We start from the raw sequence: 25969 nt of genomic DNA, 5'->3' as shown, positions 1-25969 counted from the left end.
ACTGGGGTTTGAAATGCCGTTGTCTGCGCTACTGATCAATACCGCTGCACTGCTGATTGCGTGCCCTGGCGCGGGGCTGCTGTTCATCACTCGGCTGCGCGAACAACGCGCAATGGCCAATCTGGCCGCACAGAGCGAAGAGCGGGCCATCGACCAGCCGATGTTGTTTCTGGATGTGCGCACCGAGCGCAGTCATCGCCTTGGCTATCGCATTAGCTTTGCCTGTCTTAGCCTGGCGTTGCTGCTGTCCTGGCTCAGTACTCGACTGTAAAAACACCACAAAACAACTGTGGGAGCGAGCTGGCTCGCGAAAGCGGTGGATCAGTCAAATCTGTACTAACTGATCCACCGCTTTCGCGAGCAAGCCCGCTCCCACATTTAGACGGTAGTTTAAAGGGGGATCCCGGCTTTGACCCGGTACTGATTACGCACTGGCGTCGCATATTGCAGCACCAGATACGGTCGGTGCTCTGCCGGGCAGGCATTCAAACGCCGTTCCCACTCCGCTTTCGCCTTGGCCAGCTCGTCCGCCGGGAATACCTCGGCCGCCGTCGGCACCTGCAACTGCGGGTCGGCGTCGCTCCACTGTGCATACGCCAGGTAGTGCACTGGAAACAACCGATACCCGCCGAGAATCTGCCGGTCCATCTCGATGGCCAGCAGCTTGGTGTCTTCAAAACGCTCGGTGATGGGCGGCGCAAAGTTGATATGGACCCGGCCCTTGTAGCCGGTGATGCCCAGGGCAATGCTCACGTCATCCTCGCCTGGCGCCTTGGTGTAGGTCCCGGTGGTGGCGCGGATATACAGCTCGCGGGCCTTGGCGGCGTCGCACGGGTCGTATTCGTAGCTGATGGACACTGGCGTCAGGTTCAGCGACAGGATGACGTCGGCGAATGGCTCGTCCTTGCGGCTCATATGGAACATCTTGAGGATCGCCGACTCGGTGCGATCATCCCCATCCTTGGCGCGACCTTCGGCCTGGGCGATCCAGATCGACTGGCAGTCGTTACGGATCGAATGATTGATGTAGGCCGACAGCAACTGATACGCCGCCATTTTCTCGCGCCGCCCGGTGATGGAGCGGTGCACGATAAAACTCTTGTTCAGGCGCATCAGGTCGCTGACAAACGGCTTCTGCAGCAGGTTGTCACCGATGGCAATACGCGGTGTTGGCAGGCCGGCGTGGTACACCGCATAGTTGACGAAGGCCGGGTCCATCACGATATCGCGGTGGTTGGCCAGGAACACGTAGGCCGTGCCGGACTTGAGCTGCTCGACCCCGGTATAGGTGACGCCGTCGGTCGCCCGGTCAATGGTGTGGTCGACGTAAAACTCGACTTTGTCCTGCAAGGTGGCGACGGTGGTGACACCGGCGAACTCACGGCGCAGCTTCTGGGCGATCAGCGGCTTGAGCAGCCAGCCAAAGGCGCCGGCAAAGCGCGGGAAGCGAAAGTGGGTCAGGATGTCCAGAAAGGCCTTGTCACTGAACAGCCGGGCCAGCACTGCCGGGACTTCGCTGTCGTTGTAAGGTCGGATGGTATCGAATTCGCCCATCATGCTCTCTTGTTAGAAACGGCTAGGGTAAGTAAAGGTTTGGATCGATAAGTGACAGGGCGAGGTCTGAACAAATGGCATCAAACGAAAAAGCCCTGCAAATAGACCGGCGATTATACGCACAAGTCACCTGGGAGACCGCGATGCTCGAAAGTGCGCTGTACGATTGTCCTTATTGTGGTGAACAGAGCGAGACAAACGTGGATTTGTCCGGCGGTGACCAGAACTATGTAGAAGACTGCCAGGTGTGCTGTCGGCCGATCATTTTCGACCTGCAGGTACATGGCGACGAATGGATGCTCGAAGTGCGCAGCGAGAACGAGTAAAGGGAGCGGCCATGCAACGAATCTACGAGCCGGAAAACCTGATGGAAGGTGAGTTGTTGCAGCAAATGCTCGCCAGCGAAGGCATCGATGCCCATCTGGTGGGGCGCCATCTGCTCGGTGGCACGGGTGAGCTGCCGATTTTCGGCCTGTTGGGCTTGGAGGTGGAGAACGACCAGGCCACCTACGCCCGCGAGCTGATTACTGCGTATATCGGTGCGCAACCATTGCCCGGCGACGAACCCGACAGCTACCCCGACGTGCTGGTCTGTTAGGCTGTCGATCGGTTTACCCAAGAGTCGTGTTGCCCCATGTGTGGACGTTATGCCCTGTTTCGCTGGAATCCCGCCTTTGCTGCCTTGCCGGGTTTCCCGGCGGATCAACAGGCCCAGTGGAATATTTCCCCCAATGATTCGGTGCTGATCCAGCGCGCCACTGACGGCCAGCGCACCCTGGCGCGGGCCCGTTGGGGGCTGACGCCGCCGTGGTTGACCGATCTGTCCCGCACCCCGGCCCACGCCCGCGCCGAAACCCTGGCCGAACAGCCGATGTTTCGCGAGGCCTTTCGCCTGCGCCGTTGCCTGCTGCCGGCCAATGGCTTTTATGAATGGCGCGGCACCCAGCGCAAGCGCCCGTACTGGTTGACGCCGGGGGAGGGTTCGACCCTGTTTTTTGCGGCGATCTGGGAGGCCTACCCAGTGCAGGAGCAGGTATGGCTGAGCGCGGCGGTGGTTACCCAGGCGGCGCAGAGCCAGCGCCGGCCGTTGATTCTGGATGCGGCGGGGCAGGAGGCCTGGCTGGATCCCGAGACGCCGTTGCATGTGTTGCAGGGATTGCTGGCCGGTGAGCCCACCGCGTTGCGCGAGCGGGTGCTGGCTAATATGGTCAATGATCCCAAGCTCAATGGGCCGGAATGCCTTACTCCGGGGTGAGCTTGAAGGTTGTGGGGGGATGTACTGCCACCATCGCTGCATAGGTATCTACACAACTTTCAGAAACTGACGAACTCTCCTGTGGCGAGCGGGCTTGCCCCGCGCTGGGCTACGAAGCAGCCCTAAAACCAGCCGCTACGGAGTATCTGATACACCGCATACGGCTTACTGGGGCTGCTTCGCAGCCCAGCGCGGGGCAAGCCCGCTCGCCACAACTGCGCTATCTGCCTGGATTTAGGCGTTGCGGCAAAGTTGTGTAGATACTTATGGCCATCGCTGGCAAGCCAGCTCTCACATTTGAATGTATTCACACATCACATGTGGGAGCTGGCTTGCCAGCGATGAGGCCCTAAAGTCCACTAAAGCCTTCAGACCTTGAACTGATTGATCAACCGCCGCTGCTGCTCCGCCAACTGGGTCAGCCCCGCGCTCGCGGCACTGGACTCATCGGCACCGCCTGCCACTTCGTTGGCCACCTGGCCGATATTGATCACATTCCGGTTGATGTCCTCGGCCACCGCGCTCTGTTCTTCCGCTGCACTGGCAATCTGCGTGTTCATATCATTGATCACCGATACGGCCTGGGTGATGGTCTCCAGAGCCTGGGCGGCCTTGGCGGCATGGTGCACGCTTTCATCGGTGCGCTGCTGGCTGTCTTCCATGACCCGCACCACGTCCCGCGTGCCTTGCTGCAATTGCTGGATCATGGTCTGGATTTCTTCGGTGGCTTTCTGGGTTTTCTGCGCCAGGTTGCGCACTTCGTCGGCTACTACCGCAAACCCCCGGCCCTGCTCGCCAGCCCGGGCGGCTTCGATTGCGGCGTTGAGGGCCAGCAGGTTGGTCTGCTCGGCAATGCCGCGGATGGCAATCAGGATGGCATTGATGTTTTCGCTGTCCTTGGCCAGGGCCTGGACCACGCCCACTGCCTTGCCGATCTCCAGGGCCAGGGCGCCGATGGACGTGGAGGTGTCGCGCACAATCTGCATGCCCTGGCTCGCGGCCTGGTCTGCGTGGGTGGCAGCCTGGGCGGCCTGGGTGGCATTGCGCGCCACGTCTTGGGCGGTGGCGGTCATTTCGTGCACGGCAGTGGCGACCTGGTCGATCTCGACCATCTGTTTGTGCACGCCCTGGTTGGTGCGGATGGCGATATCGGCGGTGTGCTCCGAGGAGTCGCTGACCTTCTGCACCGAACTGACCACCTGGGTAATCATGCCCTGCAACTTGATCAGGAAGGTGTTGAAGCCCGCCGCAATCGCGCCCAGTTCATCGGCGCGGTCACTGGTCAGGCGGCGGGTCAGGTCGCCTTCGCCCTGGGCGATGTCATTGAGCATCGCCACCATTTGCTTGAGCGGCCGGGCAATGCCGTGGCCCACCAGCCAGATCACCAGCAGGCCGATGCCGGCAATCAACAGGCCGACCATGGTCATGCCGAAAATATCGGTTTTGCGTTGGGCCTCGAGGTCGCCTTGCAGGGTGTGCAGGTCGGCCATGACCGCGCCCAAGGGCAGTTGCAGCATCAGGGTCCAACGCGCATCGGTCTGGCCGATGTTAAAGGGCAGGAACAACTCGATATGCCCGTTGGCCTGGTCGATGTCGTAGCGCACCTCACCGGTTTTCAGTTGGCCGAGGTTATCCAGTTCATTTTTGTCGAGCAGGTCGCTGGCCTTTTCCCCCAGCTTGCTAGGGTCCTGGGTGTAGGCCACCAGGCGGCCGTTGTTGGAAATCAGTGCCATTTCACCGGCGCCGTTGTAAAGCTTCTGGTCGGCTGCGGTGAGCATTTCCTGGATGAAATTCACCGACAGATCGGCGCCGACGATGCCCTGGAACGCGCCGTCGACCATGATCGGTTCGATAAACGAGGCCAGCATCACCGTGGTGTTGCCCACACGATAGGGGGCCGGGTCGATGGCGCAGGGCTTCTGGGTTTCCTTGGAGCAGAGGTAGTACTCGCTGGCGCGAATGCCGGTGGAGAGGATTTTCTGGTCAGTCAGGTCGGCGAGTTTTTCCAGGCCCAGGCTGCCGTCCTGGTTGCGGAACCACCAGGGCATGAAGCGCCCGTTGCTGGGTTCTACACCAACCACGGTGGAGTTCAGGTAATGGGCGTCATTGTGGTCGATGGCATTGGGTTCCCAGGCGATATAGGAACCGAGGATTTTCGGGTTGCGCACCACGGTTTCGTGCAGCAGGTTGATCAGTTGTTCACGACTGACCTGCAGCGGGGCGGCGCCGTTTGCGTCTTTCATGCCCATCAGCGCATTGGTGGTGGCCAGGCCTTTGGCGGTCACCAGTGGCGCTTCCAGTTCGCGCTGGATAAGGGTGGCCTGGGTTTGCGCCAATGCCGTAAGACGTTGTTCGATGACTTGCTCGAATTGCGCCTGGGTACGTTGCTGCACCATTTCCTGGGTCCGTGCGCCGGCGAACAGCGCGTACAGCACCAGGGCCGCCACGACGCTCAGGACAATGGCTCCGGCCAATGCCGCGACAGAAAACTGAATCGACTTGAATTTCATGATGGCTCCGGGCGCTGGGGGCATGATCTGCCTTTTTTATATCGGCCACAGGCCCGGCAGACATGAGGCGCTGCCCTGCAAAAGAATCAGGAATGTCGCTTATAGAATGGTCATGGGCGTGAGGGGAGTCTGAAATTAGCGGTTAAGCGTCCGGTGTATCTAGCGCCGATACAGAGGAGGGCCTACGATACGCGCCATGTTTTCAGGGAGAATGTGCATGAAAAAATATTTGGCGGTAACGGCATTGAGCGCAGCCCTGCTGCTCGCCGGTTGCCAGTCGGTCAACACCACCAGCGGCGGTGCCGTGGGTGTGGAGCGCAAGCAGTACATGTTCAGCATGCTGTCGAGCCAGGAAGTCGACCAGATGTACGCGCAGTCGTACCAACAGACCCTGGGCGAAGCCAGTGGCAAGGGCTTGGTGGACAAGACCAGCGCCAACGCCAAGCGCGTGCAGGCCATTGCCAAGCGGCTGATCGCCCAGGCCCCCACCTTCCGCCCGGATGCGGCGCAGTGGAAGTGGGAAGTGAACCTGATCAAGAGCGACGAGATGAACGCCAACTGCGGGCCTGGCGGCAAGATCTTTGTCTACAGTGGGCTGATCGACACGCTCAAGTTGACCGACGATGAATTGGCCGCGGTCATGGGCCATGAAATTGCCCACGCCCTGCGTGAACATGGCCGTGAAGCCATGTCCAAGGCCTATGGCATCGAGATGGCCAAGCAAGGCGCCGGCGCATTGCTGGGCCTGGGCCAGGACAGCATGGCGCTGGCCGACACCGTGGCCAACTACGGCATGACCTTGCCCAACAGCCGCAGCAATGAAAACGAAGCCGACCTGATTGGCTTGGAACTGTCGGCCCGCGCCGGTTACAACCCGAACGCCGCGATCACGCTGTGGAACAAGATGGCCAAGGCCTCGGACGGCGCACCGCCTGAATTCATGAGCACCCACCCGGCCTCCAGCAGCCGGATCGCTTCGCTGCAGGCGGCGATTCCCAAGGTGATGCCGCTTTACCAACAGGCCAAGAAGTCCTGATAGCTCGGACTGTGTGAAACGCCAAATGTGGGAGCTGGCTTGCCTGCGATAGCGGTGTATCAGTTACGTATTTATCAACTGGGCCACTGTTATCGCGGGCAAGCCCGCTCCCACATCAGATCCAGCCGCTGCTTTGCATGGCCTTGTACACCGCCACCAGCGCCAGGATGAAGAACGCCGAGGCCGCCAGGCGCCGAATCAGGGTCAATGGCAGTTTCTCTGCCGCGAAATTCCCCGCCAGAACCACCGGCACGTTGGCAATCAGCATCCCTAAGGTGGTGCCGATAATCACCAGCCACAACTCCGGATATTGCGCCGCCAGCATTACTGTGGCGATCTGCGTCTTGTCACCGATTTCCGCGATAAAGAACGCAATCAGTGTGGTCAGGAACGGCCCGAACTTGCGTGAGGTGCTGGCCTCGTCATCGTCGAGTTTGTCTGGCACCAGGGTCCACAAGGCCGTGGCGCAGAAGCTCGCGGCGAGGATCCAGTGCAGCACCGCGTCCGAGAAGAAACTGCCAAACCAGGCGCCCACGGCACCGGCGGCGGCGTGGTTGGCCAGGGTCGCGGCGATGATGCCGGCGATGATCGGCCAGGGTTTGCGAAAGCGTGCGGCAAGAATGAGCGCGAGCAACTGCGTCTTGTCGCCGATTTCGGCCAAGGCAACGATTGCGGTAGGAACGAGAAGTGAATCCAGCATCAGGTAGGTTTCCAGGGGCGGGTCGACACGGCTATGACACGTACAGCCTTCCCGCCCCGGGTAAGGTGTGCGTGTCATAGGTCTTGTCAAACCCCGGTCCGTCTGTGCGGACTCCTGGGTCGCATACGCCATGGTCTGCTGACCAAGTATGTTGACGTATGCCGGACGAGCATGTTGCTCGTGGGAGACTACTCCCCTAGGACGGAGCGGATTCTGCCTTGGCAAAATCCATTCGGCAAGCCTTCTTTTTCAAACGCCCGTCAGCCGCGCTTGGCGCGGTAGATGCGAAAACCCTGGCCCTCAGCCTTGACTGCGCAGACGCCCAGATGCTCTTCGATCAGCGGTTGATACTTCAGGAAGCTATTGGCGACTAACCGAAGTTCGCCGCCGTTTTTCAGATGTTGACGTGCTTTTCGCAGCAGATTCTCCGTTGCGAAATAGTCCGTATGCACCCCGACATGGAACGGCGGGTTGCTCAGAATCGCATCCAGGCCCATGGGCGCGGCGTCGATGCCATCGCCGGTCAGCACGTCGCCTTCCAGGCCATTGGCCTCCAGGGTCAGGCGACTGCTGGCGGTGGCGAAGGCGTCCACATCAAGCAGCGTCACGGTGTTGTGCGGGTAGCGCCGCTTGACCGCCGCCCCCAGCACGCCGGCGCCGCAGCCGAAGTCCAGCAGATGACCGCTGGGCAGTTTGTCCAGGTGTTCCAGCAACAGTGCGGTGCCGCGATCCAGGCGGCCATGGCTGAACACGCCCGGCAGGCTGACGACCTTGAGCGGGCCGTCGGCCAGTGGCACTTCAAAGACTTGGGCAAGGCTCGCCAGTTCGGGGGCTGGCGGGGCGTCGGCCACGGTAGCCAGCCACAGTTGGCAGTGCCGCGCATTGTCGAGCTTGCGTGGTTTGCCAAAGGCGTTCAGTTGCTTGGCGGCGCTTTCGATGCCGCCGCGTTTTTCGCCTACCAGGTACAGCTCGGCGCCCGGCAGACGGGCGGCCACGGCCTTGAGGATGTAATCAGCCAGGTCCTTGGACTTGGGCAGGAACACCACGGCCGTATCGAATGCGCGATCCGGCACATTCACCCCGAAATGGCTGCGCTCGGCAAACCGTGCATCCAGCGCCGCCTGGTCGCCGGCATGCCAGCACCAGCCATGGGCATTGGGCAGCCGCCCCAGCAGGTCGTCGGCGGGCAGGCCGGCCAGCAACACGTTGCCTTGAAAAAGTTCGGCCTGACGAAGCAGTACTTCACTGCGCGGATCCATGGTCTGCTCCCTGAAAAAGGAGCGCAGTTTATCAACTGACGACGCGCTGCGGTGCGCCGCTGAAAAAGCCTCGGGCGTTTTCGGTCAATTGGCCGACGATCCGTTGCCGCGCCTCGCGACTGCCCCAGGCACTGTGGGGGGTGATGATTAGCCGCGGGATGTCGCCGGCCAGCAGTGGGTTGCCGGTGGTCGGCGGTTCGACGCTCAGCACATCGGTGGCCGCGCCGCCCAGATGACCGCCGCGCAAGGCATCGGCCAAGGCTTGTTCATCGATCAGGCCACCGCGTGCAGTGTTGACCACAAACGCGCCCGGCTTGAGCAGCGCCAACTCGCGGGCACCGATAAAGTGACGCGTGTGTTCATTGAGCGGGCAATGCAGGGTCAGGGCGTCGACTTGCGGCAGCAGTTCGTCCAGCGGTACCCGATCTGCACGGGCCGGGCGGCCAGGAATGGCTCCCAGCACCACGCGCATACCGAAGGCTTCGGCCAGGCGCGCGACGGCGCCGCCCAGTTCGCCGTGGCCGAGCAAACCCAGGGTTTTGCCTTCCAGCTCGACAATCGGGTAATCCAGCAGGCAGAACTGCTTGGCTTGCTGCCACAGGCCGGCGTCGACGTCTTTTTGATAGTCCTTCAGGCGTGTGGCGAGGTTGAGCAGCAGCATGATCGTATGTTGCGCCACCGAAGGTGTGCCGTAGCCCTGGCAGTTACTTACGGTAATACCCTGGGCACGGGCGGCGGCCAGGTCGACGTTGTTGGTGCCGGTGGCGGCGATCAGGATCAGCTTCAGGTCGGGGCAGGCGGCCAGGGTCTGGGCGTTGAGCAGGATCTTGTTACTGATCGCTACCTGGGCACCTTGCAGGCGCTCGACCACCTGGTCCGCCGAGGTCTGCTCGCAGAGCTGCAAGTCGCTGAAAACTTCCCGCAACTCGCTGAGGTCAAGGTCCCCCTGGTCCAGGGAAGGGTGATCAAGGAAGACGGCGCGGCGATTGTTCGTCATCAACTGTACCTTTTGCGACAGGGTTCGAAGGCGTAATCTGCCGAGCCTACCAGATGAAATAATCAGTTACTTCTTGGAGTGTGCATGTACCTCACCGAGTTTTTGACCGTGGCGTTGATTCACCTGCTGGCCGTGGCCAGTCCCGGGCCGGACTTTGCCGTGGTGGTACGCGAGAGCGTGACCCATGGCCGGCGCGCGGGTACCTGGACGGCGCTGGGCGTCGGCTCGGCGATTTTCCTGCATGTCGGCTACTCGCTGCTCGGTATCGGCTTGATCGTGTCCCAGTCCATCGTGCTGTTCAACGCCCTGAAATGGGCGGCAGCGGCCTACCTGCTGTACATCGGTTTCAAGGCCCTGCGTGCGCAACCGGCCAAGCCTGCCAGTGAAGAAGACCTGCACCGCGAAGTGGGCGAGCGCACTGCCCGCGGCGCCTTTACCTCGGGCTTTGTGACCAATGGCCTGAACCCCAAGGCCACGCTGTTTTTCCTGTCGCTGTTCACCGTGGTGATCAACCCCCACACGCCGCTGGCGATCCAGGCCGGTTATGGCCTGTACCTGGCCGTGGCCACCGCCCTGTGGTTTTGCATGGTGGCAATGCTGTTCAGCCAACAACGCGTGCGCGCCGGCTTTGCGCGCATGGGCCATTGGTTTGACCGGAGCATGGGCGCAGTGCTGATTGCTATCGGTGTAAAAGTGGCCCTCACTGAGCGCTAGGCGCGTCATCGGCTGAATGAATGCTGGCGCAAAGCTAGCATTCATCCCGCTCTGCAAATCATTCCTTCGGCTGATTTGGCCGGCGTGCAAGGTCTCTACAGTGCAAATCCTTTAGCCAAGACCGTGCAGTCATAAAAAGGGATTCGTATGTTGCAGACTCGTGTTATCCCGCCCGCAGAAGGCGCCTACCAATACCCGCTGTTGATCAAGCGCCTGTTGATGTCGGGTGCCCGCTACGAGAAAACCCGGGAAATCGTCTACCGCGACAAGCTGCGCTACACCTACCCGACCCTGATCGAACGTGTCGCCCGCCTGGCCAACGTGCTGACCGCAGCCGGGGTCAAGGCCGGTGATACCGTGGCCGTGATGGACTGGGACAGCCACCGTTACCTGGAGTGCATGTTCGCCATCCCGATGATTGGCGCGGTGATCCACACCATTAACGTGCGCCTGTCGCCGGAGCAGATCCTCTACACGATGAACCACGCGGAAGACCGCTTTGTGCTGGTCAACAGTGAGTTCGTCGGGCTGTACCAGGCCATTGCCGGGCAGTTGACCACGGTCGACAAGACCTTGCTGTTGACCGATGGCGACGAGAAAACCGCCGACCTGCCCAACCTGGTGGGTGAGTACGAAACCCTGTTGGCCGCCGCCAGTCCTCAATACACCTTCGAGGACTTCGACGAGCATTCGGTGGCCACCACCTTCTACACCACCGGCACCACCGGTAACCCCAAGGGTGTGTATTTCACCCATCGTCAGCTGGTGCTGCACACCATCGGCGTGGCGACCATCATGGGCAGCGTCGACAGCGTGCGCCTGCTCGGCACCAACGACGTGTACATGCCGATTACGCCGATGTTCCATGTGCACGCCTGGGGCTTGCCCTATGTGGCGACCATGCTCGGCCTGAAGCAGGTCTACCCGGGCCGCTACGACCCGGAATACCTGGTGGAGTTGTGGCGCAAGGAAAAGGTCACGTTCTCCCACTGCGTGCCGACCATCCTGCAGATGGTGCTTAACGCCAAGGCCGCCCAAGGCGTGGATTTTGGCGGCTGGAAAATCGTGATTGGTGGCAGCGCACTCAACCGTTCGTTGTATGAAGCGGCCAAGGCCCGTGGCATCCAGTTGACCGCAGCTTATGGCATGTCCGAGACCGGGCCGCTGGTGTCCTGTGCCCATCTCAATGAAGAACTGATGGCCGGCAGCGAAGACGAGCGCACGACCTATCGGATCAAGGCCGGTGTGCCCGGGCCGTTGGTGGAAGCTGCGATCATCGACGGGGCTGGCAACTTCCTGCCGGCCGATGGCGAGTCCCAGGGCGAACTGGTGCTGCGTGCGCCGTGGCTCAGCGAAGGCTATTTCAACGAGCCGCAGAAGGGCGCCGAGCTATGGGAAGGCGGCTGGATGCACACGGGCGACGTGGCCACCCTGGATGCCTTTGGTGTGATCGATATTCGTGATCGCATCAAGGACGTGATCAAGACTGGCGGCGAGTGGATTTCGTCCCTGGCCCTCGAAGACCTGGTCAGCCGTCACCCGGCGGTACGCGAAGTAGCGGTGGTGGGGATTGCCGACCCGCAGTGGGGCGAGCGCCCGTTTGCGCTGTTGGTGGTCCGTGAAGGGCATGGGATTGGCGCCCGTGAACTCAAGGAACACCTCAAGCCGTATGTCGAGCAGGGCCACTTGAGCAAGTGGGCAATCCCCAGTCAGATTGCCATTGTTACGGAAATTCCCAAGACCAGCGTCGGCAAGCTGGACAAGAAGCGTATCCGTATCGACATCGTCGAATGGCAGGCCAATAACAGCACCTTCCTCTCCACGCTCTGACCCTTTGCGCCGTGCCCGTTCGGGCACGGCAATGCTCTATCACAAGCCTTCGCCTTGTCATTTCCCAGATTTGAGCCATCCTCTCTCGCGTCAGCCTTCGCTGACATGGCGAAAGGGCTGTTGCAGACGGGTTGGTGATGCAAATCACACTTTAGAGGGATCAAGCGATACCCCCTGCTGGCTATAGTCCCTCCCAGAGTTTTTCAAGGATGCGGCGCTGCGGTCCTGGGTGGTACGGCGGCTGTCTGGCATTGGAATCGTTGTATTCCGGCCGTTACAAGCGTGTTTGAAAAGGCTCACTGCCATAACAATAAAATGCACATGGAGTAGCGTCGATGACCTCAGTAAATCAGTTCTGGCGCCGGGCGAGATTGCCCCTGGCGGTCAGTCTTGCCTCGACCCTCGCCGGGCCCGCATTCGGCGTCAGTTTCAACATCGGTGAAGTCGAAGGCAGCTTCGACTCATCCCTGTCGGTGGGGGCCAGCTGGAGCACGGCCAAGCCCGATCGCGACCTGATTGGTGTCAACAACGGTGGCAAGGGCCTGTCGCAGACCTCCGATGACGGTCACTTGAACTTCAAGCGTGGGGAGACGTTCTCGAAGATTTTCAAGGGTATCCATGACCTGGAACTGAAGTACGGCGATACCGGTGTGTTTGTGCGTGGCAAGTATTGGTATGACTTTGAACTCAAGGATGAGAGCCGCGAGTTCAAGGACATCAGCGATCACAACCGCAAAGAGGGCGCCAAGTCTTCTGGCGGGCAGATCCTCGATGCGTTCATCTACCACAACTACTCCATTGCCGATGCGCCGGGTTCGGTGCGCTTTGGTAAGCAAGTCGTGAGCTGGGGTGAAAGTACTTTCATCGGCGGCGGTATCAACTCCGTCAACCCGATCGACGTGTCTGCGTTCCGTCGCCCGGGCGCCGAAATCAAGGAAGGCCTGATTCCGGTCAACATGTTCTACGTGTCGCAATCCTTGACCGATAACCTGTCGGCAGAAGCCTTCTATCAATTGGAATGGGACCAGACGATCACCGACAACTGCGGCACATTCTTCTCCCAGCCCGATGTGATTGCCGACGGCTGCAGCGACAACTTGCGCTTGCTCAGCAAGCGTTCAGTGGTCGCGGCGGGCGGTGGCTTGCCGTTGATGAACGCGTTTGGCGTGAACATCAATGAAGAGGGTGTACTGGTCAAGCGTGGCCCTGATCGCGATGCACGCGACAGCGGTCAGTTCGGCGTGGCCATGCACTACAACTTTGAGCCGCTGGACACTGAGTTCGGTGCTTACTTCATGAACTATCACAGCCGCGCGCCGATTTTCAGCGCCCGGGGCGCCTCTGCGGCGACCTACGCGGCCGCTAACGCGTTGACGACTGTGCCCGGTGCCAGTCAGTTGCGTCCTCTGATTGTGGCCGGCAACTCCAGCTACTTTGTCGAGTACCCGGAGGACATCCGGCTGTATGGCTTGAGCTTCTCCACCACACTGGCAACAGGGACCGCATGGAGCGGTGAGTTGAGCTATCGGCCGAATGCGCCGGTGCAACTCAATACCACCGATATTCTGTATGCGGGCGTAACACCGCTGTTGGGCCTGGGGGCGGCTTCGCCACTCAAAGGCTCTGCTGACCAGGATCTGAACGGCTACCGGCGTAAGGAAGTTACCCAGTTCCAGACGACCTTCACGCACTTCTTCGATCAAGTGATGGGAGCAAGTCGCTTGACGTTGGTCGGTGAAGTGGGTGTGACCCATGTCGGTGGCCTGGAAAGCAGTAACAAAGCGCGTTACGGGCGTGACCCGGTGTATGGCCCAGGGCAAGGCGCCCTCTGTGCAACGCTTAACTCCGGCACCATCGCCGGCGCCGGGCCTGGCACCGATGCCAGCAACCGTACCGCCAATTGCAACAACGACGGCTTCACCACCGCCACTTCCTGGGGCTACCGCGGTCGTGCGATCTGGGAATACCCGGATGTCTTCGCTGGTGTGAACCTCAAGCCTAACGTGGCGTGGTCCCATGACGTGAACGGTTACTCGCCAGGTCCTGGCGGCAACTTCGAAGAAGGTCGCAAAGCGGTGAGCCTGGGGCTGGACGCGGAATACCAGAACACCTACACCGCGAGCCTGGCCTACACCAACTTCTTTGGTGGCGACTACAACACCTCGGTTGACCGCGATTTCGTGGCCCTGAGTTTCGGCGCGAACTTCTAAGCACACTGCATTTCAGGAAGACCAGAACATGAAAATAACCAAAAGTCTGTTGCACGTGGGTGTGCTGGGACTGTCGATCATGGCCAGCAGCGTCATGGCGGCCGTCTCGGCGGATGAAGCCGCCAAGCTGGGCACCACGCTGACCCCGATGGGCGCGGAAATGGCCGGCAACGCTGCCGGCACCATCCCCGCCTGGAAAGCCCTGCCAACCAACGCCGGCGCCGTGGATGCCAAGGGCTTCCTGGCCAACCCCTATGCCAGCGAGCAACCGCAGTTCACCATCACCGCGCAGAACGTCGAGCAGTACAAAGACAAGCTGGCGCCGGGGCAGTACGCGATGTTCAAGCGCTACCCCGAAACCTTCAAGATGCCGGTGTACACCACCCATCGCGGCGCCACAGTGCCAGCCGAAGTGTTCGCCTCCATCAAGAAAAACGCCACCAGCACCAACCTGGTAGGTGGCGGTAACGGCCTGGAAAACTTCGAGACTGCGATTCCGTTCCCAATCCCTAAAAGCGGGGTCGAGGTGATCTGGAACCACATCACCCGTTATCGCGGCGGCAGCGTGACGCGCCTGGTGACCCAGGCCACGCCGCAGGCCAACGGCTCGTACAGCCTGGTGTACTTCCAGGATCAGTTCGTGTTCCGCGACAAGATGAAGGACTACGATCCGGCCAATCCGGGCAACATCCTGTTCTACTTCAAGCAGCAAGTGACTGCACCGGCGCGTCTGGCCGGTGGCGTATTGCTGGTACACGAGACCCTGGACCAGGTGAAGGAGCCACGCGCGGCATGGGTCTACAACGCCGGCCAGCGCCGTGTGCGTCGTGCACCGCAAGTGTCCTATGACGGGCCGGGTACCGCTGCCGATGGCCTGCGTACCTCCGACAACCTCGACATGTACAACGGCGCGCCGGATCGTTACGACTGGAAGCTGGAAGGCAAGAAGGAAATCTACATCGCCTCCAACAGCTACAAGCTCGACGATCCGAAGCTCAAGTACGCCGACATCATCAAGGCCGGCCACATCAACCAGGACCTGGCACGTTATGAACTGCGCCGCGTCTGGCACGTGGTCGCGACCCTGAAGGAAGGCCAGCGTCATATCTACGCCAAACGTGACTTCTATATCGACGAAGACACCTGGCAAGCAGCCGTGATCGACCACTACGACGGTCGTGGCCAACTGTGGCGCGTGGCCGAAGCCCATGGCGAGAACTACTACGACAAGCAAGTGCCGTGGTACGCCCTCGAAACCCTCTACGACCTGCAGTCCGGCCGTTACCTGGCACTGGGCATGAAGAACGAAGAGAAGAAGGCCTATGACTTCGGCTTTACGGCCACCACCAAAGACTTCACCCCGGCAGCCCTGCGTCAAGAGGGTGTTCGCTAACGTGCAGTAAACACGTTGGCCTCTGTAGGAGCTGGCTTGCCAGCGATGGCATCACCTCGGTCTATCTGACATACCGAGGCGATGCAATCGCAGGCAAGTCAGCTCCTACATTTGTTTGGGGGACCTGAACATCGCTGGTTATTTCTTGTTGTAGTCTTTTTCATACAAATGTTGCAAAGATCTACAAAGCTGCCGCTTTTAACGCTAGTCTGCCGACATCTGCAATGCCGACCACAGCCTACTACAAGAGCCCGGCGATGACTGATCTGTCCCGAATCCAAGGGCCTGCCAGTGCGGTAATCCCCACGCTGGAAGGGCGCTTCTATCGACCCCCGCTGCCTGATGGCTATGTGCTGCGCCCGCGCCTGTGCGAGCGTTTGAGCGCGGGCCTGGATGGCCGTTTGCTGCTAGTCAGCGCGCCAGCCGGGTTTGGCAAAAGCTCGCTGGCGGTGGAGTTTTGCCAAAGCCTGCCCGATCACTGGCAAAGCCTGTGGCTGGGTCTCAGTTCGCGGGACAGTGATCCGGGACGTTTCCTTGAGCGTCTGCTGGAAGGTCTGCAACAGTATTACCCGCAGGTAGGCAACCAGGCCCTGGGCCTGTTGAAAATGCGCCAGCGCCATCAACCGTTTGCCTTTGAAGAGTGGCTCGATGGCCTGCTCGATGAACTGACCGTCTGCCTTTCCACCCGCGCGCCCTTGTTGCTGGTGCTGGATGACTATCACCTGGCCCAGGGCCCGGTGCTGGATCGCTGCCTGCAGTTTTTTCTCAACCATTTGCCCGATGGCTTGTTGGTGCTGGTCACCAGCCGCCAGCGTCCCGATTGGCATCTGGCGCGGTTGCGTTTGTCCCGGCATTTGCTGGAGTTGCACGAACAGGACCTGCGCCTGACCAACGATGAATCCCTGGCCTTGCTCGACCGCCATAGCAGCTCGTTGCGCGGTGAGGCACTGGACAACCTGATCCGCCGTAGCGAAGGCTGGGTTGCCGGCCTGCGTTTTTGGTTGCTGGCGGCCTCCGAAGCCGGCAGTGAGGCCGACCTGCCCCAAGGCCTGCATGGTGGGGAAGGGCTGATCCGTGACTATCTGCTGGAAGAGGTGATCGACTGCCTGCCGCCGGAGGTCCAGGCCTTCCTCTATGACACCGCTTCCCAGGAGCGTTTTTGCAGCGAGCTGTGCGACGCCGTGCGCGAGGCCCATGACAGTGCGGAGATCCTGCGTTACCTGCAAGCCCACCAAGTGTTCCTGGTGCCGCTGGACGAGCAGGGCCACTGGTATCGCTATCACCACCTGTTTTCCGATTTGCTGCGCACCCGGCGCTCACCGAACGCGATGCTGCCGGCCGCCAGCCTGCACTTGCGCGCTTGTCGCTGGTTCAATGCCCAGGGCTTGCTCGATGAGGCGGTCGAACAGGCGCTGCGCGCGGGGCATCTGGATGTAGCGGCGAACCTGGTGCAGAACCTCTCCGAAGAGCAACTGCTGGCCGAACAGAACGTCGGCATGCTCCTGCGCTGGAAGATGGACTTGCCCGACAGCCTGTTGATCAGCACGCCACGCCTGATCGTGCTCTACAGCTGGGCACTGGGGCTGGCCTGTCAGTTGGACGCCGCAGAGGAATTGTCCAGCCATCTCAGCCGGTTCTTGCCGGCACCGTCCGCCACGGCGCAGAAGTCGATGCTTGCCCAATGGCTGGCCCTCAGCGGCATCATTGCCCGGGGGCGCGGCAATCGCGAGTTGACCCAGTTGTATTGCAGCGAAGCCCTGGAAAGCCTGCCGCACAAGCGTTACGGCCAGCGCTTGATGTGCCTGTCGACCTTGTCGAACCTGGCCATCGTCGATGCCGACCTGTGGCGCGCGCGGGGCTTGAATCGCGAATCCCTGGAGCTGGCGCAACGCGTCGGCAACCCGCTGTTCGAGGCCCTGGCCCATTACGACCGGGCGCGGGTGCTGCAGGCGCGCGGGGAAATCCTGCGTTCCCTGGAGGAAGTGCGTGACGGCCTGCAACGCTTGCAGGGCCTGGCGTCCCAGCGCCTGTATGCGGTGCGCGCGCGGCTTGCGCTGTACGAAGGGTTCCTGTTGTTGATGCGTTGCCAGCCCGAAGCCGGCCTGTTGCGCCTGCGCGCGGGGCTTGCCGAGGCCCGCGCCTGCCGGGATATCAGCGTGCTGATCGGCCACTGTGTCATCGCCAACCTTGAGGGGCGCCGTGGCGACTTCCCCAAGGCCTTTGCCGAACTGGCCGAAGCCGAGCGGCTGATGCATATCTGGGATGTGCCGCCGATTTACTACCTGGCCATGATTACCCTGATCAAATGCGAGTTGTGGCTGGCCCAGGGCCGTACTGACCTGGCCGATGCCTGGCTGGTACGCCTGGGGCAGACCTATAACGGCGACCAGGCAGCGGCGGCCCCGGAGTTTCATCCACATCTGCCGCAACATATCGAATTGCAACAGGCGGCCCTGGAGGCCATTCGTGGTCACTCCGAAAGCGCCCTGCGTCGGCTCGATGCGCTCGCCCGGCAGGCTGAAGGCAAGGGCCAGCAGATGATCGCGGTGATGGCTCTGAACCAGCACACCTTGTTGTTGCTGGATGATGGCCAGGCAGCGTCAGCTCGGCCGGTTTTTGCCCGGGCTCTGCAAATGGCGAGCGGCGGCGCGTTGCAACCCTTCCAGCGCCTGTTGGAGCGTTATCCCGAGTGGATGCGCGAGCAACTCCAGGCGCCGCGTGACTTGCTACGGCAAAACCTGTGGGCCCTGCTGCCGGCGGTTGCCCCGCGTGAGCCGGTCGAAACCAGCCACTCCAGCGAAACCTTGAGCGCCCGTGAGTTGGCGGTGCTGCAGTTGATCGCCCAAGGGTGCTCCAACCAGGAAATCAGCAACCAGCTGTTTATCTCGCTGCACACCGTCAAGACCCACGCCAGTCATATCAACAGCAAACTGGGGGTCGAGCGCCGCACTCAGGCGGTCGCGCGGGCACAGGAGATGGGGTTGTTGGGGTAAGGGGGAGACTTGCGCTGCAAAAGCCGGATAATGGCGGCCAATTCGTTTGCTCCGCTATTCTGGTAATCCCGCATGGAAATCAAGGTCAATTTTCTCGACAACCTCCGGCTTGAAGCCAAGTTCGATGACTTCACCGTGGTGGCCGACCAGCCGATTCGCTACAAGGGCGATGGCTCGGCCCCCGGTCCGTTCGACTACTTCCTGGCTTCGTCGGCGTTGTGCGCGGCTTACTTTGTGAAGTTGTACTGCAGCACGCGCAATATCCCCACCGACAACATCCGCCTGTCGCAGAACAACATTGTCGACCCGGAAAACCGCTACAACCAGATCTTCAAGATTCAGGTCGAGTTGCCCGCGGATATTTCCGACAAGGATCGCCAAGGCATCCTGCGCTCCATTGATCGCTGCACGGTGAAGAAGGTGGTCCAGGCCGGGCCTGAGTTTGTCATCGAAGAGGTGGAAAACCTCGACGCCGACGCCCAGGCATTGTTGATGCCGGCTTCTGCTTCAGACGCGGGCACCTATATCGCAGGCAAGGACCTGCCGCTGGAGCAGACCATCGCCAACATGTCGGCGATTCTGGCGGGCCTGGGCATGAAGATTGAAATCGCCTCGTGGCGCAATATCGTGCCCAATGTCTGGTCGCTGCATATCCGCGATGCCCATTCGCCGATGTGCTTTACCAACGGCAAGGGCGCGACCAAGGAAGGCGCACTGGCATCGGCCCTGGGCGAGTTTATCGAACGCCTGAACTGCAACTTCTTCTACAACGACCAGTTCTGGGGCGAAGACATCGCCAACGCGGCGTTTGTGCATTACCCGGACGAGCGCTGGTTCAAGCCGGGCCGCAAAGATGCGCTGCCGCCTGAGATCCTCGACGAGTACTGCCTGAAGATCTACAACCGCGATGGCGAATTGCGTGGTTCGCACCTGATCGACACCAACTCCGGCAACGAGGAGCGTGGCATCGTCTCGCTGCCGTTCGTGCGTCAGTCGGACGGCGAGGTGGTGTATTTCCCCTCCAACCTGATCGAAAACCTGTACCTGAGCAACGGCATGAGTGCCGGTAACACCCTGGCCGAAGCCCAGGTGCAGTGCCTGTCGGAGATCTTCGAGCGCGCGGTGAAACGCGAAATCATCGAAGGCGAATTCGCCCTGCCGGATGTCCCGGCCCACGTGCTGGCCAAATACCCGGGCATCCTCGCCGGTATCCAGGCCCTGGAAGAACAGGGGTTCCCGGTGCTGGTCAAGGACGCCTCCCTGGGCGGCGAATTCCCGGTGATGTGCGTGACCCTGATGAACCCGCGTACCGGTGGGGTGTTTGCCTCGTTCGGTGCCCACCCAAGCCTGGAAGTGGCGCTGGAGCGCAGCTTGACCGAGCTGCTCCAGGGCCGCAGTTTCGAAGGCCTGAACGACTTGCCGCAGCCGACCTTCGAAGGTCATGCGGTCACCGAGCCGAACAACTTTGTCGAACACTTCATCGACTCCAGTGGCGTGGTGTCGTGGCGCTTCTTCAGTGCCAAGTCCGATTACGAATTTGTGGAATGGGACTTCTCTGGCCAGGGCGAAGACTCCAACGCCGAAGAGGCCGCCACGTTGTTCGGCATTCTCGAAGGCATGGGCAAGCAGGTCTATATGGCGGTCTACGAGCATATCGGCGCCAAGGCCTGCCGCATCCTGGTGCCGGACTATTCGGAAATCTATCCGGTTGACGACCTGATCTGGGATAACACCAACAAGGCGTTGTTCTTCCGCGCCGATATCCTGAACGTGCACAGCCTGGATGAGGAAGGCCTGCAAGCGCTGGTCGAGCGCCTGGTGGAAAGCGAGCTGGATGACTACACCGATATCACCACCCTGATCGGCATCGAGTTCGACGACAACACCGCATGGGGCCAGTTGACCATCCTGGAGTTGAAGCTGTTGATCTATCTCGCCCTGCAGCAGTATGAAGAGGCGAAAGAGGCGGTGGAGATGTTCCTGCAATACAACGACAACACCGTCGAGCGCGGCCTGTTCTACCAGGCGGTGAATGCGGTGCTGGAGATGCAACTGGACGAAGACCTGGAGTTGGAAGACTACGAGGCCAACTTCCGCCGGATGTTTGGCAACGAGCGCATGGATGCGGCCATCGGTTCGGTGCAGGGCAGCGTGCGGTTCCATGGCTTGACGCCGACCAGCATGAAGCTCGAAGGCCTGGACCGACACCTGCGGTTGATCGACAGCTACAAGAAACTGCACGCCGCACGGGCCAACAGCTAGAAGGGATTACTTATGCACGCGACAACTCCCCGACTGATCCGCGAAACCTTTCCCGTCGGCCCGTTGCAGTGCAACTGCACGATCATCGGCGACCCGATCAGCAAGAAGGCGATCGTGGTCGATCCGGGCGGCAACCATGAGCTGATCCTGGCGCGCCTGGATGCGCTGGGCTTGAAGGTGGTGAGCATCATTCATACCCATGCGCACCTGGATCACTTCCTGGCTTCCGGCCAATTGAAAGAAAAGACCGGCGCCACGCTGCACCTGCACAAGGAAGATCAGTTCCTGTGGGATAACCTGGAAATGCAGTGCCAGATGTTCGGTGTGCCCTACACCCCGGTGCCGTCGCCGGATCGTTGGCTGGCCGATGATGAGGAGCTGGCCTGTGGCTGTGGCGTGGCTTTGCACACGCCTGGGCATACGCCGGGTTCCATGAGTTTCTGGTTTGCCGATGCCAAGCTGCTGATCGCCGGGGATACGCTGTTCCGGCGCGGGGTAGGGCGTACGGATTTGTGGGGTGGCGACCAGGCAACCATCGTGCGTTCGATCCAGCAGCGCCTGTATACCCTGGACGAAGACGCGACCGTGGTGACGGGGCATGGCCCGGATACACGCCTGGGGGATGAAATGCGTGAGAATCCGTTCGTCAGGGCGTGAAATCGCGAGGCTCTGCTAGGGTTTAGGTAGCTGCACCGGCCTCCATCTTTTGTTACAGGACAGAGGCCGGTCATGGAATTTTTGCCGTTTGTCGCGTTCCAAACTCGGCACAGGTCCATTGCCAATGTCCTCTGCATCACAGAATGCAAAAGTAGGAGCTTCCTTCATGTTCACTTCGCGTCGTCTGCTTGTTGTTGCTACCGCGGTAGCCCTATTGTCGGGCTGTGCTTCCCCTAATCCTTACGATGGCAGCCAGGGACAGGCGGACAACGGTTCACAAGGCATGAGCAAAACCGCCAAGTACGGCGGCCTCGGCGCGCTGGCGGGTGCGCTGGCCGGTGCGGCCATTGACCATAACAACCGTGGCAAGGGCGCGCTGATCGGCGCAGCAGTGGCGGGTATCGGTGCTGCGGGTTATGGCTATTACGCTGACCAGCAGGAAAAGAAACTGCGCGAAAGCATGGCCAACACCGGCGTCGAGGTGCAACGCCAGGGTGATCAGATCAAGTTGATCATGCCGGGTAACATCACGTTTGCCACCAACTCCGATGCTATCGCCAGCAGCTTCTATACCCCCCTGAATAACCTGGCCGGTTCGCTCAAGCAGTTCAATCAGAACACCATCCAGATCGTCGGTTATACCGACAGCACCGGCAGTCGCCAGCTCAATATGGACCTGTCCCAGCGTCGTGCGCAAAGCGTGGCCAATTACCTGACCTCCCAAGGTGTCAGCCCGACCAATCTGACCACCCGTGGTGCCGGCCCGGATAACCCGATTGCCAGCAACGCCGACGTCAATGGTCGCGCGCAGAACCGTCGCGTGGAGGTCAACCTCGGTCCGATTCCCGGTCAGCAGTATGGCCAGCCGGCGCAGCAACAGCAGCAGAACAACCAGTTCCAGGGCAATCCGTACCAGCAGTACCAGTAACCACCAGCCACAAAAAAGGGCGCCGTGCAGTCAATGCACGGCGCCCTTTTTTGTGGCTGGTGATTACATCAGTCGATGTATTCGAACAGCTTCACGATTTTCTGTACTCCGGACACACCCTGTACCAGGTTGGTAGCGCGGGTGGCCTCCTGCTGGGTCAACAGGCCCATCAGGTAGACGATGCCGTTGTCGGTCACGACCTTGATCCGAGAGCCGGGAATCGCGCTGTCGGTCAGCATCTGCGCCTTGATCTTGGTGGTCAGCACCGCATCGTTGCTGATAGCCAGCAGGGTGATGGGTTGTGCGACCTGCAATTCGTTGTGGACCTTCTTGACCCGTTGTACGGTCGAGGCGGCTTGTTCAGCCTGGGTCTTGAGGTCGGCGCGCGGGGTTTGCCCGGCGAGTAGCACGATGCCGTTGAAGCTGGTCACGACAATGCGCGATGCACCGTTGCCCAGGTCGGGCGCGGCCTTGGCCACGTTGACGCCGACCTTGGTTTCGATCAGCGAGTCATCGATCTTGCTGCCAAAGGTGCGTGTGCCCCGGTCGTCCTGGATCGGTGTGTCGCGGGTGGCAGTAATGGCCGAGGTGCAGCCGCTGATAGCGAGGCACAGCGTGATGGCCATAAGGCTGAGGCGGTTAACGGTCATTCTTCACTCCCGAACAGTTGGCTGTCGATCAGATCGCACAGGCAGTGGATCGTCAGCAGATGGACTTCCTGAATACGTGCAGTGACATTGGCCGGGACGCGGATTTCCACATCTTCAGGCAATAGCAGCGAGGCCATGCCGCCGCCGTCGCGCCCGGTCAATGCTACGACAATCATTTCGCGATCATGTGCGGCCTGGATCGCTTGAATAATGTTCGCCGAGTTGCCGCTGGTTGAAATAGCCAGCAGCACATCGCCCGGTTGGCCGAGGGCACGGATTTGTTTGGAAAAGATTTCGTTGTAGCTGTAGTCGTTGGCGATCGAGGTGATCGTCGACGAGTCGGTGGTCAGTGCGATCGCCGGCAAGCTCGGGCGCTCGCGCTCAAAGCGGTTGAGCAGCTCCGAAGAGAAATGCTGGGCGTCGCCGGCCGAACCACCGTTGCCGCACGAAAGCATTTTGCCTTCGTTGAGCAGGGCGTTGACCATGACCTGGCTGGCTTGCTCGATGTGCGGTGCAAGTACGTCCATCGCCTGTTGCTTGGTATCGATACTGGCCTGGAAAAGCTGGCGAATTCGGGATTGCATGTCCATCTGTGTGACCTTAAGTAGCGCGGCTGTATGGCACACGAATGTGCAGCCCGCAAAGCAAAGAGCAAAAGTGTGCGGTGAAGATGTCCGATCCGTAGCGGTGGCGCTCAACCATCGAAGGCGTTGCGCAGCCAGTTCAGATCAGCGGTTCCGTGGGCGGTGCTTTCTATGGCGACCACATCGAAACGGCAGGGTGAGTCAGCCCAGCGACGTTCACTGAGCAGGAAAAACTGCGCGGCGAGTATCAGCTTTTGGCGTTTGCGCTCGTCGATACTGGCGAGTGCGCCACCCCATTGTGCGTATTTTCTGTAGCGGACTTCGACAAATACTACTGTATCGCCGTCAAGCATGACCAGATCAAGCTCGCCGCGTTTACACAACCAGTTCTGCGCCAGTAGGCGCAGACCCTGTTGTTGCAGGTGTTCAAGTGCTTGTTGTTCGGCGTCCTTGCCGCTTTGTGCGCTGGAGCGTGGGGGCATCAGCGCGGGGTATCGGGCAGGCGTTCGATCTGGCCACTGACAAACTTGGCCCACGGCATCTGGCGTTCGATCCGCTGGCTCGGGCTCATGCCCAGGTTGCCGGAAAGACCTTCGATACGGGTATCAGGCAGCGCCTTGAGCTGACCCAGGCGCGGCGCCAGGCGGTAGGCATCAACACCCATCGCGTACAGGCGGCCCAGGCTGCCATTGGCTTGTGGCCATTGTGTAGCGACCTGGTTGCGCAGCGGGTCGGTGGTGTTGAGCAGCCACGGCGTCTCGCAGAACATAATGCCGTTCATGTCGTTGTACTGGTTCTTGTCGCCGCTGGCGCTGAACACGTGGGACGTGGCGTACACCGGCACATCACCCGCGTACTGGAAGTTCAGCGTCGGCTTGATCTGCTGGGCCTGTTGCGGTGTCACAGCGAGGAAGATGAACTCGATATCCTGGCGACGCGATGGCTGTGCCGCGACGTCAGCGCCAACCGTGCTTTGCAGGCTCTTGGCGCGACCTTCGCTCTGGCGCAGCTTGAACAGGTCGGCGATTTGCTGGGCCAGGGCCACCGGCTGGTCGACATATTCGACGCCGATCAGGGTGCCGCCGTTGGCTTCCCAGTCCTGGCGGAAGGCCTTGAACACGCGCTCGCCCCATTCGCCTTTGGGCACCATGGCAGCGGCGCGGTGCAGGCCGTCAGCGCGGGCGCGGCGCGACACTTCACGGGCTTCGTCCTCGGCCGCGAGGCCGAACTGGAACAGTTGGGCCGAGCCTTGGTCGCCTTCGCTGTAGTTCAGGGCCAGGGTGGTGATAGGCAATTGCGGGCGGGCGCTGAGTTGCTTGACCAGCGGTTTTTCCAGTGGGCCGACAACCAATTGCACGCCGTCAGCCTGGGCCTGCTTGTAGAACTCATCAATGGAGCTGACGCGCGAGCTGTCATAGACCTCGATGACCGGCGGCTTCTGCCCGGCCTGTTGCGCCTGGTAGTGAGCAGCCATGAAACCTTCGCGCAGGGCCTTGGCCACGCTGGCCAGCGGGCCTTGCTGGGGTAGCAGCAGGGCGATTTTATTCAGCGGCTGGCTGGCCAGCTCCTTGAGCTTGGTCAGCGGCGTCGGCAGTTGCACCGCAGCCGGGTGCGCAGGGTTCTGCGCGCGCCAGGTGTCGATGGCGGCTTGCTGCTGCTCCAGGGTGCCGGCGTTTTTCACGGCCTGCGCCAGGGTGATCCAGCCATCGAGAGTCGGGTTGCCACTGGCTTGCAACTGCTCGCCAGGCACGGCGGCAATCAGGCTCCAGATGGCGTCGTGGTTGCTGGCGGCGGCATCGCCGGTGAGTAGCGGCGCCATGGCTACGCGTTCACGGGCGGCGGCCAGGGTCTGGCCGTCGGCTTCATAGGCACGAGCATGCACGGTGCCAGTGCGGATCTGTTGCTCCGGCGGCAATTCCTTGAGGTTTTGCAGGCTTGGATGGCCCAGCGCCGTCAACGCAGCCTTCGGCTGGTTGCGGGTCATGGCCAGTTCTGCCGTGAGGGTGCTGGCAAAGACCTGGGCGGCCGGCTTGAGGCTGTCCAATGGCACTTGCGCGAGGATCTGCGCAGAGCGGCCGGGGTTGTTCTGGTGAAAGGCCATGTCTGCCGCGCTCAGGCGCAGCAGTGCAGCTTTTTCCGGGGTCTTGGCCGAAGTCGCCTGTTCGAGCAGTTGCTCGATGGTGGCATCCGGGGTCCGTGGGAGTTCGCCAAGGCTTGACGAGGGCGAGCTTGCGCAAGCCGCCAACAGGGCAGCCAGGCAAAGGGCAGAGAACAGCCGCAGGCAAGCGATCATGTAAGTGTTCCTGATACCGATCAAATTAGCGTGGAATTGTACCCAAGCACTGGCCGGGGCGCGATGTTAGTGGCGTGAAACCGTCTATTTAGATCGTTTAAATGTTGCAGGGCGTCGGTAACCGCCGCAAACAGACCTTCTGGA

22 protein-coding genes, 1 pseudogene and 1 riboswitch are annotated in these 25969 nt (G+C 60.9%); of the genes and pseudogenes, 13 read left to right on the top strand and 10 right to left on the bottom strand.

All coding sequences use genetic code 11. The features are described from left to right. The first annotated feature begins 13 nt into the window (after window positions 1-13). On the top strand, window positions 14-271 hold the full coding sequence (locus C5F71_RS07425; protein WP_029291734.1) for a hypothetical protein: 258 nt from the start codon (window positions 14-16) through the stop codon (window positions 269-271). A 119-nt stretch (window positions 272-390) separates the two neighbouring features. On the opposite strand, the gene C5F71_RS07420 is transcribed toward C5F71_RS07425, so the two are convergent. Further along, window positions 391-1554: a 1-acyl-sn-glycerol-3-phosphate acyltransferase gene (locus C5F71_RS07420; RefSeq protein WP_029297779.1), complete on the bottom strand. Its 1164-nt coding sequence runs from the start codon at window positions 1552-1554 to the stop codon at window positions 391-393. Window positions 1555-1697: 143 nt separating this feature from the next. Here C5F71_RS07420 and C5F71_RS07415 point away from each other — a divergent pair, with 143 nt between their 5' ends. Genes C5F71_RS07415 through C5F71_RS07405 form a run of 3 tightly spaced genes read left to right on the top strand, consistent with a single transcriptional unit; the run spans window position 1698 to window position 2809 of the window. Beyond that, complete coding sequence (locus C5F71_RS07415; RefSeq protein WP_092238237.1) at window positions 1698-1880, top strand: CPXCG motif-containing cysteine-rich protein; 183 nt, start codon at window positions 1698-1700, stop codon at window positions 1878-1880. Between the two features lie 11 nt (window positions 1881-1891). Continuing rightward, complete coding sequence (locus tag C5F71_RS07410) at window positions 1892-2152, top strand: putative signal transducing protein (RefSeq protein ID WP_029297781.1); 261 nt, start codon at window positions 1892-1894, stop codon at window positions 2150-2152. A 36-nt stretch (window positions 2153-2188) separates the two neighbouring features. Then, window positions 2189-2809: an SOS response-associated peptidase gene (locus C5F71_RS07405; protein ID WP_070994094.1), complete on the top strand. Its 621-nt coding sequence runs from the start codon at window positions 2189-2191 to the stop codon at window positions 2807-2809. Between the two features lie 368 nt (window positions 2810-3177). On the opposite strand, the gene C5F71_RS29665 is transcribed toward C5F71_RS07405, so the two are convergent. Further along, a complete protein-coding gene (locus C5F71_RS29665; RefSeq protein WP_371923391.1) occupies window positions 3178-3882 on the bottom strand; it encodes a methyl-accepting chemotaxis protein in 705 nt (234 codons plus the stop codon). 201 nt (window positions 3883-4083) lie between these two features. Then, window positions 4084-4140 (bottom strand): annotated as a pseudogene (locus C5F71_RS29660) (hypothetical protein); the annotation flags it as partial. Window positions 4141-5536: 1396 nt separating this feature from the next. Here C5F71_RS29660 and C5F71_RS07395 point away from each other — a divergent pair. Continuing rightward, window positions 5537-6355 (top strand): M48 family metallopeptidase, encoded by an 819-nt coding sequence (locus C5F71_RS07395; protein ID WP_104910898.1) that lies wholly within the window; start codon window positions 5537-5539, stop codon window positions 6353-6355. A gap of 115 nt (window positions 6356-6470) precedes the next feature. Here C5F71_RS07395 and C5F71_RS07390 read toward each other — a convergent pair whose 3' ends face one another. The 3 genes from C5F71_RS07390 to C5F71_RS07380 all read right to left on the bottom strand — a co-directional run bounded on the left by C5F71_RS07390 (window position 6471) and on the right by C5F71_RS07380 (window position 9311). Further along, window positions 6471-7055, bottom strand: a complete 585-nt coding sequence (locus tag C5F71_RS07390) for a TMEM165/GDT1 family protein (protein ID WP_029297789.1) — start codon at window positions 7053-7055, stop codon at window positions 6471-6473. Window positions 7056-7144: 89 nt separating this feature from the next. Further along, window positions 7145-7264, bottom strand: a riboswitch (yybP-ykoY riboswitch). Window positions 7265-7315: 51 nt separating this feature from the next. Further along, window positions 7316-8314, bottom strand: coding sequence for a class I SAM-dependent methyltransferase (locus tag C5F71_RS07385; RefSeq protein ID WP_029297791.1), 999 nt, complete (start codon window positions 8312-8314; stop codon window positions 7316-7318). Between the two features lie 31 nt (window positions 8315-8345). After that, complete coding sequence (locus C5F71_RS07380) at window positions 8346-9311, bottom strand: 2-hydroxyacid dehydrogenase (RefSeq protein ID WP_029297792.1); 966 nt, start codon at window positions 9309-9311, stop codon at window positions 8346-8348. An 84-nt stretch (window positions 9312-9395) separates the two neighbouring features. Between C5F71_RS07380 and C5F71_RS07375 the strand changes: the two genes are divergently transcribed. The 8 genes from C5F71_RS07375 (at window position 9396) to C5F71_RS07340 (ending at window position 22298) form a co-directional block, all read left to right on the top strand. Beyond that, window positions 9396-10025, top strand: a complete 630-nt coding sequence (locus tag C5F71_RS07375) for a LysE family translocator (protein WP_029297794.1) — start codon at window positions 9396-9398, stop codon at window positions 10023-10025. A gap of 147 nt (window positions 10026-10172) precedes the next feature. Continuing rightward, window positions 10173-11855, top strand: a complete 1683-nt coding sequence (locus C5F71_RS07370) for a fatty acid--CoA ligase (protein ID WP_092238228.1) — start codon at window positions 10173-10175, stop codon at window positions 11853-11855. A 335-nt stretch (window positions 11856-12190) separates the two neighbouring features. Then, window positions 12191-14065: a DUF1302 domain-containing protein gene (locus C5F71_RS07365; RefSeq protein ID WP_092238225.1), complete on the top strand. Its 1875-nt coding sequence runs from the start codon at window positions 12191-12193 to the stop codon at window positions 14063-14065. Window positions 14066-14093: 28 nt separating this feature from the next. Further along, a complete protein-coding gene (locus tag C5F71_RS07360; RefSeq protein ID WP_029297800.1) occupies window positions 14094-15458 on the top strand; it encodes a DUF1329 domain-containing protein in 1365 nt (454 codons plus the stop codon). Between the two features lie 257 nt (window positions 15459-15715). Next, window positions 15716-18451 (top strand): LuxR C-terminal-related transcriptional regulator, encoded by a 2736-nt coding sequence (locus C5F71_RS07355; protein WP_104910897.1) that lies wholly within the window; start codon window positions 15716-15718, stop codon window positions 18449-18451. 72 nt (window positions 18452-18523) lie between these two features. After that, window positions 18524-20713: an OsmC domain/YcaO domain-containing protein gene (locus C5F71_RS07350; protein ID WP_104910896.1), complete on the top strand. Its 2190-nt coding sequence runs from the start codon at window positions 18524-18526 to the stop codon at window positions 20711-20713. Window positions 20714-20725: 12 nt separating this feature from the next. Then, window positions 20726-21370 carry an MBL fold metallo-hydrolase gene (locus C5F71_RS07345; RefSeq protein ID WP_029297806.1) on the top strand — a complete coding sequence of 215 codons (645 nt, stop codon included), beginning with the start codon at window positions 20726-20728 and terminating at the stop codon, window positions 21368-21370. A gap of 166 nt (window positions 21371-21536) precedes the next feature. Beyond that, window positions 21537-22298, top strand: coding sequence for an OmpA family protein (locus C5F71_RS07340; RefSeq protein ID WP_029297808.1), 762 nt, complete (start codon window positions 21537-21539; stop codon window positions 22296-22298). A 68-nt stretch (window positions 22299-22366) separates the two neighbouring features. Here C5F71_RS07340 and C5F71_RS07335 read toward each other — a convergent pair whose 3' ends face one another. The 4 genes from C5F71_RS07335 to C5F71_RS07320 form a co-directional block, all read right to left on the bottom strand. Continuing rightward, the gene (locus tag C5F71_RS07335) at window positions 22367-22948 is read right to left on the bottom strand and encodes a BON domain-containing protein (RefSeq protein WP_029297811.1); all 582 of its coding nucleotides are present in this window, start codon (window positions 22946-22948) and stop codon (window positions 22367-22369) included. Next, the gene (locus C5F71_RS07330) at window positions 22945-23538 is read right to left on the bottom strand and encodes a phosphoheptose isomerase (RefSeq protein ID WP_003171862.1); all 594 of its coding nucleotides are present in this window, start codon (window positions 23536-23538) and stop codon (window positions 22945-22947) included. Before C5F71_RS07330 ends, C5F71_RS07335 begins: the two co-directional genes overlap by 4 nt. A gap of 104 nt (window positions 23539-23642) precedes the next feature. Beyond that, window positions 23643-24014 (bottom strand): YraN family protein, encoded by a 372-nt coding sequence (locus C5F71_RS07325; RefSeq protein WP_029297812.1) that lies wholly within the window; start codon window positions 24012-24014, stop codon window positions 23643-23645. Next, complete coding sequence (locus C5F71_RS07320) at window positions 24014-25825, bottom strand: penicillin-binding protein activator (protein WP_104910895.1); 1812 nt, start codon at window positions 25823-25825, stop codon at window positions 24014-24016. The genes C5F71_RS07325 and C5F71_RS07320 overlap by 1 nt, the downstream gene beginning before the upstream one ends. Window positions 25826-25969 lie beyond the last annotated feature (144 nt).

It is taken from the genome of Pseudomonas sp. LG1D9 (assembly GCF_002949995.1).
Taxonomy (GTDB): Bacteria; Pseudomonadota; Gammaproteobacteria; order Pseudomonadales; family Pseudomonadaceae; genus Aquipseudomonas; species Aquipseudomonas proteolytica.
This window is presented reverse-complemented; position numbering and strand designations above follow the sequence as displayed.